A 15,564-nucleotide genomic window follows, 5' to 3' on the forward strand; every position below is an offset into this window, starting at 1 on the left:
ATTTTCCGGGGGCCGCGCAGCGTTCGGGTCCGGCTTCAGTCGCTCGCGCCGGTGGGCCTGTCGGGGGCGTCGGCCGGGGTGGCGGTCAGGGTGGTGGCGAGGGTGGTGATCGTCGCCGGGCCCACCCGGCAGCAGCCGCCGATGAGCCGGGCGCCGGAGGCGGCCCAGTCGGCGGCCCTGGCCGGGTCGAAGGCGACGTCCCCGCGCCAGCCCCGCGCGCTGGCGTCCCACCGCTCGCCGCTGTTGGGGTAGACCACGGCCGGTTTCCCGGTCACGCCGACGGCGAGCTCCACGGCGGGCCCCGCCTCCGCGGGATCGCAGCAGTTGACCCCGACGGCGACGACCAGATCGTTCCCGGCGGCGACCGCGAAGGCCTCCGCCAGATCCTGTCCGGCCCGGGTCCGACCGCCCTCGACCGTGTAGGAGAGCCACACGGGCACCCCGCACCCCTCGACGGCCCGCAGCAGCGCCTCCGCCTCCTCCGCGTCCGGAACGGTCTCCAGCGCCAGGACGTCCGGCTCGGCCGCGGCGAGCACCTCGATCCGGGGCCGGTGGAATGCCGCGAGCTCCCGTACGGACAGCCCGTACCGTCCCCGGTACTCGCTGCCGTCCGCGAGCATCGCGCCGTACGGCCCCACGGAAGCGGCGACCCAGACCTCTTCCCTCGCGCCCCCGGCCGCGGCCCGGGCGAGCTCCACACTGCGAGTGAGAAGCCGCGCCGCCTCGTCGCGGCCGACGCCCCGCCGGGCGAAGCCCTCGAAGGTGGCCTGGTAGCCGGAGGTGATGAGCACCCGCGCCCCGGCCCGTACGTACGCCGCGTGCGCCGCCTCGATCTGCTCGGGGCCGTCGGCGAGCAGCCGTGCGGACCAGAGCGCGTCCGAGAGGTCGCAGCCCTGGGCCTCCAGCTGGTTGGACAGCCCGCCGTCGAGGACGAGCACGTCCTCCCCGAGGGCTTCGGCGAGGGTACGGACCGGCTTCATCGGATCGCCCCGCTCATCCCAGCTGCGACTGGACCTGCGCGGAGATCAGCTCCAGGTGGTCCAGGTCGTCCAGGTCGAGGACCTGGAGGTAGACCCGGGAGGAACCGATCGCCGCGTACCGCCCGATCTTGTCGACGACCTCTGCGGGCGATCCCGCGAGTCCGTTCGCCTTCAGTTCGTCCACGTCCCGCCCGATGGCGGCGGCCCGGCGGGCCACCTCCGCGTCGTCCTTGCCGACGCAGACGACCAGGGCGTTCGAGTAGACCAGGTCGTCGGGCGCTCTTCCGGCCTCCTCCGCCGCGGCCCGGACCCGGCCGAACTGCCGCTCGCTGTCCTCCAGGGAGGCGAACGGGATGTTGAACTCGTCCGCGTACCGCGCGGCGAGGCGCGGTGTGCGGCTCGCGCCGTGTCCGCCGATGAGCACCGGGATCCTGTCCTGGAAGGGCTTGGGAAGCGCCGGCGAGTCGGTGAGCCGGTAGAACTCCCCCTCGTGGCTGAAGGTCTTGCCGACCTCGGTCTCCCACAGACCGGTGACGATTGCCAGCTGCTCCTCCAGCCGGCCGAACTTCTCCTTCGGGAACGGAATGCCGTAGGCCCGGTGCTCCTCCTCGAACCAGCCCGCGCCGAGACCGAGTTCGATCCGTCCGCCGGACATCCGGTCCACCTGGGCGACCTGGATGGCGAGCACTCCGGGGAGCCGGAAGGTGCCGGCCGTCATCAGCGTGCCGAGGCGGATCCGCTTGGTCTCCCGGGCGAGCCCGGCCAGGGTGATCCAGGCGTCGGTCGGCCCGGGAAGCCCGTCGCCCGAGCCCATGCCGAGGTAGTGGTCGGACCGGAAGAAGGCGTCGAAGCCGAGCTCCTCGGTGGCCCGTGCCACCGCGAGGAGGGTGTCGTAATCGGCCCCCTGCTGGGGTTCCGTGAAGATGCGAAGATCCATGCCTCCATCCTGCACCTTCGGGCGGGTGTCAACCTCTCCGTCAGCTGCTGGTGCGCCCCGGCCCTGTCGGGTGAATATCCCGCCCCCTGGCGGGCCGCGTCCGCCCCGGCCAGTGACCGGGGCCCGGCGGCCGTCGTTGGCTCGGGCGGAGCCGGACCGCCCGGCCCGCGCGCCGGCGGCCGCTGCCGGTGCGTCGCTCTCTCTCGTGGTCCCGTCCTCGGCGGCGGGGTCCGGGCCGAGGAGGCCCCCATGTCCCAGGAAGCCGCGCCGGAGCGGGTCGTGCCCGAACAGCCGGTGCCGCAGTCCGTGCCCGAGCAGAAGGGCGCCGGCGCCCCCAAGGGTCTGCTCCAGCAGATGGAGGAACTGATGGAGGCGCTCTCCGCCGACCTGAGTCGGCTGGACGCCGACCTCCAGTCCACGGCCGACCGCCACGAGCAGGACCAGGACCGGCACGACGAGCGCGAGCCCCGAGTCCCCTAGGGCAGAGCGCAGGGGGCGTGCGGGAGGTCCCGCCCGGCTCGCGACGCCCGGCTCGCGCGCTCGCCGGCGTCCGTCCTCCCGGCGGTCCGCCTCCCCGTCCGATCGCCGGGCACCGCTCGTCACCGGCCCCGCCCGGGGCCCGCGCGGCCGCGGGCGGGGTCGGGCGGGCGGGCCCGCTCCCCATCCCGCACGGCCAGACGCCGCAGCATCCCGCGGACCCGGTCGCTCGACTCGTCGGCCGCGTCGATGGCTTCGATGCACTGCCAGTAGAGCCCCTCGTCGTCGGTGGCGCAGGCCACGCCGACCAGCGCGATGCCCACCTCTCCGAGCAGCTCACCGAGCTGCGTCAACGCCCCGCTCGGGTCCGCCACTTCGGTCAGCCGGGCCGCACGCGGCCCGCCGGCTCCCCACGCCGGGTACTCCCCGATCTCGCTCAGCCCCCGGGCCTCGCCGCGCAGTTCCTGCGGGCCGCAGAGCGCGAGACGGTTCCCTATGGCCTGGGCGAGCGCCTGCGCCTGCCAGGCCTCCGCCACGATGTCCTGTGCCGATCCGCTCTCCGCCAGCGCCTGCCGGCCCAGCGTGATGAGTCGCTCCGCTTCCATCAACGCCGCCCCCGTTCGTACGACTTATCTGCCCACTCAGTCCACTACCCAGAGTGAGGCGGCCTGAGCCCCAACACCAGGGGAATTCGGAAATCTGTGGACAGGAGGCCTGACGGGGAAAAGTCGATCACTCCGAAGAGTGACGATCCTTGATCGAATCCCCTTCCGCGCCCCCCTTGTACGCCCCCTATTCCTCCCCTCCCCCTCCTGTCCCTTCTCCCTCGTCCCCCTCTGCGCCCTCGGCGTCTCCGCGCCGCCTGCGCGCGGGAAACCGGACCTCGTTCCGGTCGATCTTGGCGGCGAGCGCGGCCAGCGGATCGACCCCGAGGACCCCGCAGAACTGGAGGAGATAGGCGAGTACGTCCGCCACCTCGTCGGCGACCCGGTGCGCCGACTTCGGGTCGTCCATCACCCGCTCCGCCTGCTCGGGCGTCAACCACTGGAAGATCTCCAGGAGTTCGGCCGCCTCCACGCTCAGGGCCGCCGCCAGGTTCTTGGGCGTGTGGTAGGGCTGCCAGTCGCGGGCAGCCGCGAACACGGCCAGTCTGCGCTGCAGTACCGCTACGTCGTTGTCCGTCACGCGCTCAGGTCTACCACCGTCACCCCGGGCGTCCGGCGCGCCTCCGCCGCCGACCGCTCCCCGACCGTCCCGGCGACCCGGATGTGCCCGTCGGCGGCGATGCCCGTGGCGAGCCCGAGCAGTTCGCTCACCTGCCGCCCGTCCAGCCCCCGGTCGAGGCCGTCGGCGAGGAGGGTCAGGGACTGCATGGCGTCGGGCACCTCGGCGAGCCGGTCCATCGCGAGGACCCCCGGCCCGGTGAGCAGGGTGAGCGCGAGGGCGAGATAGCGCAGTTCCCCGTCCCCGAGGCGGCCGAGGGGGGTCGCGGGCCTGCCGCCCCGTTCGAGTACCGCGCGGACCGTGCCGTCCGGCAGCTCCTGCACCCCGAGCCCGGTGACGGGTCCCGCGCAGCCCGCTCCCGCCACGGCCGCGAGGCGGAGGTGGCGGCGCGGGCAGTCGGTACGGGTGCGGTGCAGGACCTCGGCGAGGTTGCCGCAGCCGCGCCGCAGCCGCCCCTCTCCCGGGAACACGGGGGCCCGCATCCGCTCGGGCCGGGGGTCGCAGGCGAAGGCGGACCTCAGTCCGATGACCACCTGCTCGGCGGCGGCCAGGACCTCCAGCTGCCCCGGGGTCTTGCCCGCGACCCGCAGCGGCAGCAGGGCCGTGCCGAGGAGGTCGTCGGGGAACGGCGCCCGGGTGAAGGGGGTCGTGCCCGCGGTGTGCCACTCGGCCTGGACGGTGGAGCGGCCCGGGTCGCGCAGCGCGGTGGCGAGGAGGGTGCGGCCGCGGCCGGTGAGCCGCTCGCCGACGATCCGGAGCCGGGGTTCCGCCTGGACGGCGAGGTCCAGGTGGACGGGGCCTTCGGGGCCGTCCACCGTGCACCCGATGCGGAACCCCCGCCTGCCCTGGGCGTCGGGGCGGGCCCGCTCGGGGACACAGTCGGCCGCGTCGGGGAAGACCTCGCCGAGCGGGTCACCCGCTCCGAGCCGGGCCAGCGCCTCGTACGCCCGCAGGGTGGTCGACTTGCCGCTGCCGCTGGGGCCCGCGAAGAGGGTGACGGGCCCCAGCGCGTGCACGGCGGAGCGGTGACCGGCGAACGCGGAGAGCCGCAGCTCGGTGACGGCGGGCCTGGCCCGGAGTCTCCCGCGCCCCGCCCCGCCGCCGGACCCGCCCTGGGGTGCCCGCCGGGCCCGGCCGGCCTCCGACGCCACCGGGCCCCGCGCCTCGGGGACGGAGACACGCGGACCGGACCCACCGGTGCGGAGCGGGACGACGCCGGAGGAGGACCCGGGAGACGGCGCACCCGGGGAAGGGGCCACAGGGGGAGGAACGACAGGGGAGGAGTGGTCGAGCGTGAAGCCACCGGTGAGGTCCATGCCCGGACCGTACGCAGATCATTCCCTGACGAACCGTTACGTCGAGATGACCTTCCTACGATCGGGGGACGCCGGCGGTCCGGCCGCCCACGACACCCTCCTCGTCCTCGCCTTCCGCGCCCTCGACCTCCGTACCGGCCGGGGCGAGAAGAAAAACGTTCCGGTCGACGCGGTGCATCCCGCTCCCGAGACCGAACACCACGCCGCTGCTGAAGTCGAGGATGCGCTTGGCGACCTCGGTGTCGGCGCTCGTCAGATCGAGGAGCACCGGGATCTGCGCGATGAGGTACTCGGCGACCTCACGGGCGTCGGCGAACACCTGCACGCGGAGCACGACCATACGGCGCTGCTCGGCGGTTTCGTACTGCTCGGGGATCGTGCGGTGGTCGACCCTGGACGGCCATTCGTCACGGCCGCGCAGGGGCACGACCTGGGCGAGGCCCTCCCACTGCTCGTCGGTGACGTCGTACCTCTCGTACCTACTCATGGGCACATCCTCCCGCTCCTCACCCGTTCGGCCCAACAACGACACGAGGTGATGACCGGGTGAGGCAGCCGAACGGGCTACGCGGGCCCGATGTTCCCCGTGACCTGGCCGTTCTTCGCGGCCAGGTCACTCCTCACGGCCTCGGCGTTCTCGCGCCCCGGCGTCCTTCGCGGCCGGGACGTTCCTCGGGCAGGGGCTCCGGAGCGACGGCGCCGGCCGGCCTGCTCAGGCGAAGCTCTTGGCCAGCCTGCGCAGCCCTTCCCTGATCTCGTCGGCCGAGTGGGTGGTGAACGAGAGCCGCATCGCGGCCGGATCCGGCTCCCCGCAGAAGAACGGCGCCCCCGGCACATACGCCACCTCGTGGCCGACCGCCGTCTTCAGGAGGGCGGTCGCGTCGTGGCCGGCGGGCAGGGTCACCCAGATGAACATTCCGCCCTCGGGCCTGTTCCACCGGCTGCCCTCGGGCAGCGCGGCCGGCAGGCCTTCGAGCATCGCGTCCCGGCGCTCGTGGTATGCGGCCCGCATCACCGCGACATGCGCGTCGAGGTCGCTGTCGCGCAGATAACGCGCCGCCGCGGCCTGGTCGATGGTCGAGGTGTGCAGGTCGGCGGCCTGCTTGGCGATCACACAGGCGCGGCGCAGCCCGGCGGGGGCACGCAGGAAGCCGAGCCGGAGGCCCGGGGCCATCACCTTGGAGAAGGAGCCGAGCAGCACGGTGCGGTCGGCGGCCGCCGGGTCGGCCGCGATCCAGGGCACGCGGTCCCCCTCGAAGCGCAGCTCGCCGTACGGGTCGTCCTCGACGATCCAGAAGCCGATCCGTGCCGCGGCCGCGGCGACGGCCCTGCGGCGCTCGGCGGGAAGGGTGCGGCCCGTGGGGTTCTGGAAGGTGGGGACGAGGTAGAGGAGGGTCGGCTTCTCGCGGGCCGCGATCTCCTCCAGGGCCTCCGGGACGATGCCCTGGTCGTCGGTGGGCACCGGGACCACCCGCGCGCCGGCGAAGCCGAAGGTCTGGAGGGCCGCGAGGTAGCAGGGGTCCTCGACGAGCACGACGGCGCCCGGTTCGACGAGTGCGGTGGTGAGGAGTGTGAGGGCCTGCTGCGAACCGGTGGTGACGAGCACGTCGTCCGCCTCGGTGGGCAGGTGACGGGCGGTCAGCCGGGCGGCGACGGCCGTGCGCAGCTCGGGGTCGCCCTCGGTCGTCGAGTACTGCAGCGCGTACTGGGGGTTCTCCGCCAGGACCCCGTCGTACGCCGCCCGGATGCCCGCGACGTCGAACAGCTCCGGGGCGGGCAGACCACCGGCGAAGGAGATCACCTCGGGCCGCGCGGTCAGCGCCAGGATCTCCCGCACCGGCGACGAACCGACGTGGGCCAGCCGGGAGGCCATGGCCGGCGGCGGCACTGAGGGGGTGGAACCGGTGTCGTTCGCGGGCCCTGAGGCGGCAGACAGCATGGTGTCAGCATATAGAGGTTCAAGGCGCTGTCCAGGTTGCCCGATTCTCCCTGCACCAGGCCCAGTTGGCGCCCGGTCGCGGGTCGCGACCCGCGCCCCGCGACCCCCGCGGCAGACCCTGTCACCACCCCTGCCGAGGCCGCGTCACGCCCTCCGTCGCGACCTCCTCACGGCCCCTGTCGGCGACCGACCGGTTCGTCGCGGGCGTGGGCCCACAGCGACCGCACGTGGCCGAGGTGTCGGTGCATGCAGGCCTCGGCCCCGGGCGCGTCGCCCGCGATCATCAGGTCGAGGAGTTCGAGGTGCTCCTCGGCGGAGGAGACGAGCTTGCCGGCCTCGTCGAGGCCCGTCAGCCCGTACAGACGGGAGCGTTTGCGCAGGTCCCCCACCGTCTCGACCAGCCGGTCGTTGCCGGAGAGGGCGAGCAGGGCGAGGTGGAAGCGGCGGTCCGCCTCCAGGTAGCCGATGAGGTCGTGCTCCCGGGCGCGGGAGACGATCTCCTCCGCGACCGGGCGCAGGGCCTCCAGTCGCGCGCGGTCGGCGGTCCGCGTGACCCGGCCGACGGTGGGGACCTCGATGAGGGTGCGCAGTTCGGTGAACTGGTCGAGGTCCCGCTCGCTGACCTCGGTGATACGGAAGCCCTTGTTGCGGACGGGTTCGACCAGGCCCTCCCGGGCCAGGTCGAGCATGGCCTCGCGGACCGGGGTCGCGGAGACGCCGAGGTCGCTCGCGAGCCCGGGGGCCGAGTAGACCTGCCCGGGCCGGAGTTCGCCGGCGATCAGGGCCGCGCGGAGGGCGTGGCCGACCTGGTCGCGGAGCCGTTCCTGCGCTCTGACGAGGCCGTACTGTTTCAGGTCACCCATCGTGCGTCCTCCGAGAAGTCACGGAGGAGCATCGTACAATGTCACGTTTCTCCGTCCGCGTTCAGAGGAGGAACCCGGCGGGGAAGGGGTCCTCGGGGTCGAGGAAGTACTGGGCGGTGCCGGTGATCCAGGCCCGTCCGGTGACGGTCGGAACGACGGCGGGCCGTCCGCCCACCTCCGTCTCCCCGACGATCCGCCCGGTGAACTCCGTACCGATGAAGGACTCGTTCACGAAGTCGGTCCCGGGGGCGAGCAGCCCCCTGGCGTGCAGCTGCGCCAGCCGGGCGCTGGTCCCGGTGCCGCACGGGGAGCGGTCGAACCAGCCGGGATGGATGGCCATCGCGTGGCGCGAGCGGACCGCGTCGGAGCCGGGTGCGGCGAGGTAGACGTGCTTCACTCCGGCGATGGCGGGGTCCTCCGGGTGGACGGGCCGGTCCGGACCCGCGTTGATCGCGTCCATGATGGCGAGCCCGGCGGCGAGCAGCTCGTCCTTGTGGGCGCGGTCGAAGGGCAGCCCCAGGGAGTCGAGGGCGACGAACGCGTAGAAGTTGCCTCCGTAGGCGAGGTCGTAGGTGACGGTGCCGTATCCCGGCACGTCCGCCTTGAGGTCGATCCCGGCGGCGAAGGCGGGCACGTTGGTGAGGGTGACGGAGCACGCGCGGCCGTCCTCGACCCGTACGTCGACGGAGACGAGCCCCGCCGGGGTGTCGAGACGGACGGTGGTGACCGGTTCGACGACCGGCACCATGCCGGTCTCGACGAGGACGGTGGCGACCCCGATGGTCCCGTGCCCGCACATCGGGAGGAGTCCGGAGACCTCGATGAAGAGGACTCCGTAGTCGGCGTCGGGGCGGGTCGGCGGCTGGAGTATCGCGCCGCTCATCGCCGCGTGGCCGCGCGGCTCGTACATCAGGAGGGTGCGGACGTGGTCCAGCTCGGCGGCGAAGTGCAGCCGCTTCTCGGCCATCGTGGCACCGGGGACGACCCCGACACCGCCGGTGATCACCCGGGTGGGCATGCCTTCGGTGTGGGAGTCCACCGCGTGGTAGACGTGGCGGGTGCGCATGGGGTCCCCTTCGGGGTCGCTCTACGTGGGCGGGTGGGTGAATGGGTGGTGGGTGGTGGGTGTACGGACGGGCCCGCACACCGGGGGCTCGCATGTGAGATGCGCGTGAGGCGCGGGGCGTGAGGTGTGCGTGCGGTACGGGTGAGGCGCGGGTGACGTCCTACGCGTGGCCCTCGGCGAGGACCTTCTCCGTCGCGGCCCGCACCACGGCCTCCTGCTCGGGTGCCAGCGGGACGCGAGGGGCGCGGGTGGGGCCGCCGTACCGGCCCGCGAGGTCCATGGAGAGCTTGATCGCCTGGACGAACTCGACCTTGGAGTCCCAGCGGAGCAGGGGATGCAGGGACCGGTAGAGCGGGAGCGCGGTGCCGAGGTCTCCGGCGACGGCGGCCCGGTAGAGCGTGGCGCAGCTGCGCGGAAGGGCGTTGGGGTAGCCGGCGATCCAGCCGACCGCGCCGGCGAGGGCGAGTTCGAGGAGGACGTCGTCGGCGCCGACCAGCAGATCCAGGTCGGGAGCGAGTTCGGCGAGTTCGTAGGCGCGGCGGACGTCTCCGCTGAACTCCTTCACGGCGACGACGGAGCCGTCGGCGTGCAGCCGGGCGAGCAGGGCGGGCGTCAGGTCGACCTTGGTGTCGAGCGGGTTGTTGTAGGCGACGACGGGCAGGCCGACGGCCGCGACCTCGGCGTAGTGGGCGCGCACGGAGCGCTCGTCGGCCCGGTAGGTGTTGGGCGGGAGCAGCAGGACCGAGCCCGCGCCGGCCTCCGCGGCCTGTTCGGCCCAGCGCGCGGCCTCGGCGCTGCCGTAGGCGGAGACACCGGGCATGACCCTGGATCCGTCCCCTGCGGCCTCGACCGCGGTGCGTACGACGCGGGCGCGCTCGCCGTCGGTGAGGGTCTGGTATTCACCGAGGGAGCCGTTCGGGACGACCCCGTCGCAGCCCTGGTCGATCAGCCAGGCGACGTGTTCCGCGTAGGCGTCGTGGTCGACGGCGCCGTCGTCGCGCAGGGGGAGGGCGGTGGCCACCATGATCCCGTGCCAGGGGTGGGCGCGGTGCACAGGGGCTTGCTCGTGGGTCATGAAGAACTCCCTTGTGTGGTGTGTGACATTTTATTGATGGGGGCGAGCGCCACAAGAGTCCGGTCGGCATTCAGTTCTGACACATGATCAGAGACGGTCGCGATCACCCGCCACCATCGGGGCCGCACGGCACCCGGCCCCGACCCACCGGCCCACCGGCCGCCCCGCACCCCGACCGGCCCCACCCGGCGCCCGGCGGGGCCTCGGCCCACGGGGTACCCCCCGGAAAGATCGTTCCGGCCGACCCGGATCATCGAACGCATGCTCGTTACGTCCGTGTCCGTGATCGCCCTGGCCGTGGTGCTGGTCTGCGCCGTCGTCCGCCCCTTCCGCCTGCCCGAGGCGGTCTTCGCCGTGCCCGCCGCGGGCGCCGTCCTGGCCGTGGGAGCGATCACACCCGAGGCCGTACGCGAGGAGGCCGAACGACTGGGTCCGGTGATCGGCTTCCTGGCGGCCGTCCTCGTCCTCGCCAAGCTCTGCGACGACGAGGGACTCTTCCACGCCTGCGGCAGCTGGATGGCCCGCTGGGCCCGCCGCCGCCCCCAGCGGCTGCTCGGCGCCGTCTTCGCCCTGGCCTCGCTGATCACCGCCGTACTCAGCCTGGACGCGACGGTCGTCCTGCTCACCCCGGTGGTCTTCGCCACCGCCACCCGGATGGGCGCCCGCCCCGGGCCCCACGCCTACGCGAGCGCCCATCTGTCGAACACGGCCTCCCTGCTCCTGCCCGTCTCCAACCTCACCAATCTGCTCGCCCTCACGGCCACCGGTCTCGGCTTCACCCGCTTCGCCCTGCTGATGCTGCTCCCCTGGCTGACCGCGATCGCGGTCGAGTACGCGGTCTTCCGCCGCTTCTTCGCGCGCGACCTGGCCGCCGCGGCAACCCCCACCGATCCCCCGGCGCCCGTCGCGCTCCCCCTCTTCGCCCTGCTCACCGTGGCCGCGACCCTCGGCGGCTTCGCCCTCGCCTCGGCCACCGGCGTGGACCCGGCGTGGGCGGCCGCGGCGGGCGCCGCCGTGCTCGCCGTACGCGCGCTGGCCCGCCGCCGCACCACCCCGCGCGCGCTCGTCCGCTCGGCCTCGCTCCCCTTCCTCGCCTTCGTCCTGGCGCTCGGGGTCGTCGTCCGGGCCGTCGTCGACAACGGCCTCGGCGCCGCCCTCGCCCGGGTCCTGCCCGACGGCACGTCCCTCCCCGCCCTGCTCGGCATCGCCGCGCTCGCCGCCCTCCTCGCCAACCTGATCAACAACCTTCCCGCGACCCTGGCCCTGGTCCCGCTCGCGGCGGCCTCGGGCCCGGGCGCGGTGCTCGCCGTGCTGCTCGGGGTGAACATCGGCCCCAACCTCACGTACGCCGGCTCCCTCGCCACCCTGCTCTGGCGGCGTATCGCCCAGGAACACGACCACCCGGTCGCCCTCGGGGAGTTCACCCGCCTCGGCCTCCTCACCGTCCCGGTCACCCTCGTCGCGTCGACGGTGGCCCTGTGGGCCTCGCTCCGACTGCTGGGGGTCTGACGGCCCGTCGCCCCACCGGAGCCCGGCGGCGCGGCCGCGCTGGGTCCCGGGAACTCCACACGCCACTGCTACGTTCTACAAGTCCGTAGAAGTAATCGACGTCTGGAGTACTCATGGCCCTGTGGGACCGCATCAGGGAATCCGCATCGACGATGCAGACCCAGCTGACGGCGAAGAAGAACGATCTGAAGAGCGGCGCGTTCCGGGACGCGAGCATGGCCATGTGCGCGCTCGTGGCCGCCGCCGACGGCACGATCGATCCCGCGGAGCGCCGCCGGGTCGCCCAGCTCATCTCGACCAACGAGGTGCTGCAGAACTTCGACGCGCTCGACCTCCAGCGCCGCTTCGACGCCAACCTGGACAAGCTGACCGCCGACTTCGACTTCGGCAAGGTCAGCGTGCTCCAGGAGATCGCCAAGGCGAAGAAGAAGCCGGCCGAGGCGCGCGCCGTCATCCAGATCGGCATCGTCATCGGCGGCGCCGACGGCGACTTCGACAAGACCGAGCAGGCCGTGGTCCGCGAGGCGTGCTTCACCCTCGACCTGCCGCCCCACGAGTTCGACCTCTAGTCCCGATCTTTCGTGACGGTCCGTCGGCTTCTTGGGCGGGCCGTTTCGGCAGCGGGATCCTGCCCGGATCGTGAACCGCCCTCGAGCGTCGCCACGGCGTCGGCGCCGCCCTCGACGCGGACGCGGAGACAGGACCCGATACGCCTCCTCACCTGGGAAGCACCTCCGACGGCGGCAGGAACAAGGACCTCGACAATCCTCATTGTTGCTGGTCAGAGCCACTTCTCGCCGGCCCGACCACCCGTCGGACAGCCCGTTGCCCGCCTCATGACAGCGCGAGTCAAGGCGTCACAGGCTCCAGCCGCAGTCGTCGGGTGGGCCAGGGTGCCGGTTCGGCCGGGCCGAACCAGACCCGGGCGTCCTCTCCGGCGCGAACGGGCAGGCCGGGATAGTCGTTCTCGGCGTGCTCCGTGCTGTGCAGCGCATGCCCCGGGCCCAGGTGCCGGGCGGCGTACGCGTCGAAGTCGGCCGCGTCGACGGGGTGACAGACGGTCGCGAGCACCTCACGGGCGCCCGGCGGAGGCGTGAAGCCCGGGCCGCGCAACAGCAGGACGTCGTCGCTGTCGACCATGGTGGCGTTGGCCGCGTCGCGGTGCTCCCGCCAGACCGTACCGGTGTAGAACGCCTCCAGCGCGCGCCGGCGGCGCGCCATGTCGGGGAAGGCGCGCAGCCAGACGAAACGGTCCGGGTCGTCCAGGTCGCGGAAGCGGCCGCCGACAGTGATGCCGACCGCCTGCTGACCGATCACGAACTCGCGCTCGAACAGCTCGATCAGCGTCTCCCGGGCTCCGGGACGCAGGGTGTACTGCCGGAGTTCGACGATGCTCATGCGTCGGCCCGCCCGGTGCGAGTGAGGTCCATGGTCCAGTTGAGCTCCCAGGTGCGGCCGCCGTCGGCGGAGAACTCCTGCTCCCAGCGGGCGGTGTCCGAGCCGAGGCGGTACCAGGTGAAGTGCACGCGGATCGGGCGACCGTCGTAGCTGTCCTCGCCGTGGAAGTCGCCGCGGGCGCCGGTGAAGCCACCGGCCACCGGCGGATCCAGTCGGCCGGTCCGGCTGTCGGACCAGTGGATCGACCAGCGTTCCGTCTCCCGGTCGAACAGCCTCAGGGTCACGCCCTGGCGTCCGAGGGTGGGGAAGGTGATCTCGTCGATGTTGCCGGCACCCCCGAACAGCGGCCGGACCACCGCGTGTCCGGGGAACTCGACCCAGGTGCCGGGGCCCGAGCCGAGCGGTGCGGTGAGACGGCGGTTGGCCACGTCCCAGGAGCCATGCAGGAAGTCGAAGTCGTCCATGAGTCGCAGATTAGAGCCGGTCCGCTGACATCCACTGTCAGTGGATACTGGGCGGCATGCGTGCGAGTCGGCTGGTCACCCTGCTTCTGCTGCTCCAGAACCGGGGCCGGATGACGGCCCGACAGCTGGCCGAGGAGCTGGAGGTCTCCATCCGGACCGTCTACCGGGACGTCGAGGCGCTCGCGGGGGCCGGCATCCCGCTGTACGGTGACGCCGGGCACGCGGGCGGCTACCGGCTGGTGGACGGCTACAGGACCCGGCTCACCGGGCTGACCGCGATCGAGGCGCAGGCCGCGTTCCTTGCCGCGCTCCCCGGCGCCGCCGCCGAGCTCGGCTTCGGCGAGGCACTCGCGACCGCCCGGCTCAAGCTGCGGGCCGCCCTTCCGGCGGAGCTGCGGGAGCACTCCGAGCGGATCCAGGAACGCTTCCTTCTCGACGCCCCGGGCTGGTACGGCGACGCCGACCGAACGCCTCACCTGGCCGCGGTCGCCGCCGCGGTGTGGGCGCGACGGGCGGTGGTACTGCGGTACCGGCGCTGGCGGGCGCCTGAGGAGATCGAGCGGCGGGTGGAGCCGTACGGGCTCGTCCTCAAGGCCGGCCGCTGGTACCTGGTCGCCTGCGGGCCATCCGGGATCCGCACCTACCGGGTCGACCAGATTCTCGAAATCCGGTCGCTGGAAGAGGAGTTCGCCGCCCCCGACGGCTTCGACCTGGCCGGGCACTGGAACAGCCATCTGGCCGGCTTCCGAGCGCGACTGCACACCGGGGAGGCCCTGGTGCGGCTAAGCCCGGAGGGTGCCCGCCGTCTCGGTGTGACACCCGCGGACGGCGGATGGACGGAGGCCCGGGTGCCCATCGAGTCGATCGATCACGCCCACGGAGAGTTCCTGCGGCTGGGCACCGACGTCGAGGTCATGGCACCGGCCGAACTCCGCGAACGCATCGCTGAGACGGTGCGCACCCTGGCCACCCGCTACGAGGGGTGACCTCAGGCAGGAGGTCCTCCCGAACGGGGCACCGGGCACCCGTACGCGCCTGTAGGGCTCGGGATGCCTCTTCACCCGAGGGGTGTGGCCTACCTGACGGCGCCAAGACTCCGGACACGTCCCATCGCGCCGGGGCAGCGGCACCTCTCACTTCTTCGATCACACGTCGGACCCACGCTCGTGAAAGCGCGAGGACAGGGCACGGGGGACGACCGGTCGGCCCCGAGGCGCCGTACGCCTGTGGGGCGCCCCGCCAGGTGTGCCCGCCGTCAGACCGGCGAGGCGACCCCGCGCAGCACCAGGAAGAGCGTGACCGCCGAGTTGGCCGAGGACAGGGCCGACACGGTCGCGCCGCAGGCCGCGCCCCAGGCGGCGAGTCCGACGGCGGTGCCGACCGGCGGCCACGCGCGGCCCGCCGGGGCCGGGCGCATCAGGGCCTCGACCCGTCGGGGCACCGGACCCGCGCCCGTCAGGGCCGGGAGCCCGGCGGCGGGGGCGGGCGGTGCCAGGAGCGCCGCCCTGCCGATCGCGCGGGCGACGGAGCGGCGACTGCCGACCTCGGCGGCCGCCTCCTCGTCGGCCCAGCGTTCGGCGGTGTACGAGACGGCGGTGCGCAGCGGCCGCAGGAACGGGTTCGCGCGCGCCGCGAGATGGACCGTCAGGAGATGGCGGTGGTGACGTCCGGCCAGGTGGGCCCGCTCATGGGCGAAGAGGGCACGGCGGTCGGCGGAGGCGAGCCCGGCGAGCATGCCGGTACTGACCACGACCCGCCCGGGACCGTGTCCCCGTCCGCGCACCGGCCCGCGTGCTCGTCCGTGCTCAGGCCCGCGCCCTCTTCCGCGCTCAGGCCCGCGTCCTCGTTCCCGCTCCGGCCTTCGCCCCTGCCCACGTCCCCGCCCCGGTCCGCCGGGCAGGGCGTACGCGTACGGGGTGCGGTCCGGCAGCACCGCGACGGACCTCGGCGGTAGCCCGCCGAGCGCGGCCACGACCCGACGGCGTACCCGCGTCCGACGCCAGGCCGCCGCGCCGCACGACACGAGGACGGCGAGCAGCGCGGGGATGGCCGCACGGCCGGCGATCTCGTCGTACGGGAGCGCCGCGCGCACATCGGGGTCCGACCAGCTGTCGGGGAGCGGATTGCCGGGCAGCTGCGCGGTGCCCACGATCATGAGCAGGCCGAGGCAGAGGGTGCTGCACACGGCGGAGACACCGGCGACGGCGGCGAGCAGCCGCGTCGCGGTACGGGGGTGGAGCCGCTGCTCGGCGAGGCGGGCGACCGGCCACGCGGTGAGCGGAAGGACGAGGGGAAGGAAGACGAAGACTCCCATGG

General features: G+C 73.4%; 17 protein-coding genes. 4 read left to right on the plus strand and 13 right to left on the minus strand.

The genetic code is table 11. The features are described 5' to 3' along the window. Positions 1-35: 35 nt before the first annotated feature. Both mmuM and IE311_RS30495 read right to left on the minus strand, forming a co-directional pair. Positions 36-980 carry a homocysteine S-methyltransferase gene (gene mmuM / locus IE311_RS30490; RefSeq protein ID WP_189835076.1) on the minus strand — a complete coding sequence of 315 codons (945 nt, stop codon included), beginning with the start codon at positions 978-980 and terminating at the stop codon, positions 36-38. Positions 981-993: 13 nt separating this feature from the next. After that, positions 994-1,917, minus strand: coding sequence for an LLM class F420-dependent oxidoreductase (locus IE311_RS30495; protein WP_189835077.1), 924 nt, complete (start codon positions 1,915-1,917; stop codon positions 994-996). A gap of 249 nt (positions 1,918-2,166) precedes the next feature. On the opposite strand from IE311_RS30495, the gene IE311_RS30500 reads away from it, so the two are divergent. Further along, the gene (locus IE311_RS30500) at positions 2,167-2,397 is read left to right on the plus strand and encodes a hypothetical protein (RefSeq protein WP_189835078.1); all 231 of its coding nucleotides are present in this window, start codon (positions 2,167-2,169) and stop codon (positions 2,395-2,397) included. Positions 2,398-2,516: 119 nt separating this feature from the next. Here IE311_RS30500 and IE311_RS30505 read toward each other — a convergent pair whose 3' ends face one another. From IE311_RS30505 to IE311_RS30540, 8 genes are all read right to left on the minus strand, one after another. Next, positions 2,517-2,999 (minus strand): DUF6099 family protein, encoded by a 483-nt coding sequence (locus tag IE311_RS30505; RefSeq protein WP_189835079.1) that lies wholly within the window; start codon positions 2,997-2,999, stop codon positions 2,517-2,519. A gap of 187 nt (positions 3,000-3,186) precedes the next feature. Continuing rightward, on the minus strand, positions 3,187-3,579 hold the full coding sequence (locus IE311_RS30510; protein WP_189835080.1) for a nucleotide pyrophosphohydrolase: 393 nt from the start codon (positions 3,577-3,579) through the stop codon (positions 3,187-3,189). Then, entirely contained in the window at positions 3,576-4,934 is a 1,359-nt protein-coding gene (locus IE311_RS30515) for an AAA family ATPase (protein ID WP_189835081.1), read from the minus strand. Before IE311_RS30515 ends, IE311_RS30510 begins: the two co-directional genes overlap by 4 nt. A 55-nt stretch (positions 4,935-4,989) precedes the next feature. Further along, positions 4,990-5,421 carry a cell division protein SepF gene (locus tag IE311_RS30520; RefSeq protein WP_189835082.1) on the minus strand — a complete coding sequence of 144 codons (432 nt, stop codon included), beginning with the start codon at positions 5,419-5,421 and terminating at the stop codon, positions 4,990-4,992. A gap of 225 nt (positions 5,422-5,646) precedes the next feature. Further along, positions 5,647-6,873: an aminotransferase-like domain-containing protein gene (locus IE311_RS30525; protein WP_189835083.1), complete on the minus strand. Its 1,227-nt coding sequence runs from the start codon at positions 6,871-6,873 to the stop codon at positions 5,647-5,649. A 167-nt stretch (positions 6,874-7,040) separates the two neighbouring features. Then, on the minus strand, positions 7,041-7,736 hold the full coding sequence (locus IE311_RS30530; RefSeq protein ID WP_189835084.1) for a GntR family transcriptional regulator: 696 nt from the start codon (positions 7,734-7,736) through the stop codon (positions 7,041-7,043). A 61-nt stretch (positions 7,737-7,797) separates the two neighbouring features. Beyond that, on the minus strand, positions 7,798-8,802 hold the full coding sequence (locus IE311_RS30535; protein ID WP_189835085.1) for a proline racemase family protein: 1,005 nt from the start codon (positions 8,800-8,802) through the stop codon (positions 7,798-7,800). Positions 8,803-8,962: 160 nt separating this feature from the next. After that, entirely contained in the window at positions 8,963-9,877 is a 915-nt protein-coding gene (locus IE311_RS30540) for a dihydrodipicolinate synthase family protein (protein ID WP_189835086.1), read from the minus strand. 261 nt (positions 9,878-10,138) lie between these two features. On the opposite strand from IE311_RS30540, the gene IE311_RS30545 reads away from it, so the two are divergent. Next, on the plus strand, positions 10,139-11,386 hold the full coding sequence (locus tag IE311_RS30545) for an SLC13 family permease (RefSeq protein WP_189835087.1): 1,248 nt from the start codon (positions 10,139-10,141) through the stop codon (positions 11,384-11,386). A gap of 113 nt (positions 11,387-11,499) precedes the next feature. Continuing rightward, positions 11,500-11,955 carry a tellurite resistance TerB family protein gene (locus IE311_RS30550; protein WP_189835088.1) on the plus strand — a complete coding sequence of 152 codons (456 nt, stop codon included), beginning with the start codon at positions 11,500-11,502 and terminating at the stop codon, positions 11,953-11,955. Between the two features lie 280 nt (positions 11,956-12,235). Here IE311_RS30550 and IE311_RS30555 read toward each other — a convergent pair whose 3' ends face one another. Both IE311_RS30555 and IE311_RS30560 read right to left on the minus strand, forming a co-directional pair. Then, complete coding sequence (locus tag IE311_RS30555) at positions 12,236-12,784, minus strand: NIPSNAP family protein (protein WP_189835089.1); 549 nt, start codon at positions 12,782-12,784, stop codon at positions 12,236-12,238. Beyond that, the gene (locus IE311_RS30560; protein WP_189835090.1) at positions 12,781-13,248 is read right to left on the minus strand and encodes a hypothetical protein; all 468 of its coding nucleotides are present in this window, start codon (positions 13,246-13,248) and stop codon (positions 12,781-12,783) included. The genes IE311_RS30555 and IE311_RS30560 overlap by 4 nt, the downstream gene beginning before the upstream one ends. 56 nt (positions 13,249-13,304) lie before the next feature. Here IE311_RS30560 and IE311_RS30565 point away from each other — a divergent pair, with 56 nt between their 5' ends. Beyond that, positions 13,305-14,234 carry a helix-turn-helix transcriptional regulator gene (locus IE311_RS30565; protein WP_189835091.1) on the plus strand — a complete coding sequence of 310 codons (930 nt, stop codon included), beginning with the start codon at positions 13,305-13,307 and terminating at the stop codon, positions 14,232-14,234. A gap of 269 nt (positions 14,235-14,503) precedes the next feature. Here IE311_RS30565 and IE311_RS30570 read toward each other — a convergent pair whose 3' ends face one another. Next, complete coding sequence (locus tag IE311_RS30570) at positions 14,504-15,562, minus strand: M56 family metallopeptidase (RefSeq protein WP_189835092.1); 1,059 nt, start codon at positions 15,560-15,562, stop codon at positions 14,504-14,506. Positions 15,563-15,564: the final 2 nt, after the last annotated feature.

Origin of the sequence: Streptomyces zaomyceticus (genome assembly GCF_014656215.1) — a bacterium.
Lineage (GTDB): Bacteria > Actinomycetota > Actinomycetes > Streptomycetales > Streptomycetaceae > Streptomyces > Streptomyces zaomyceticus.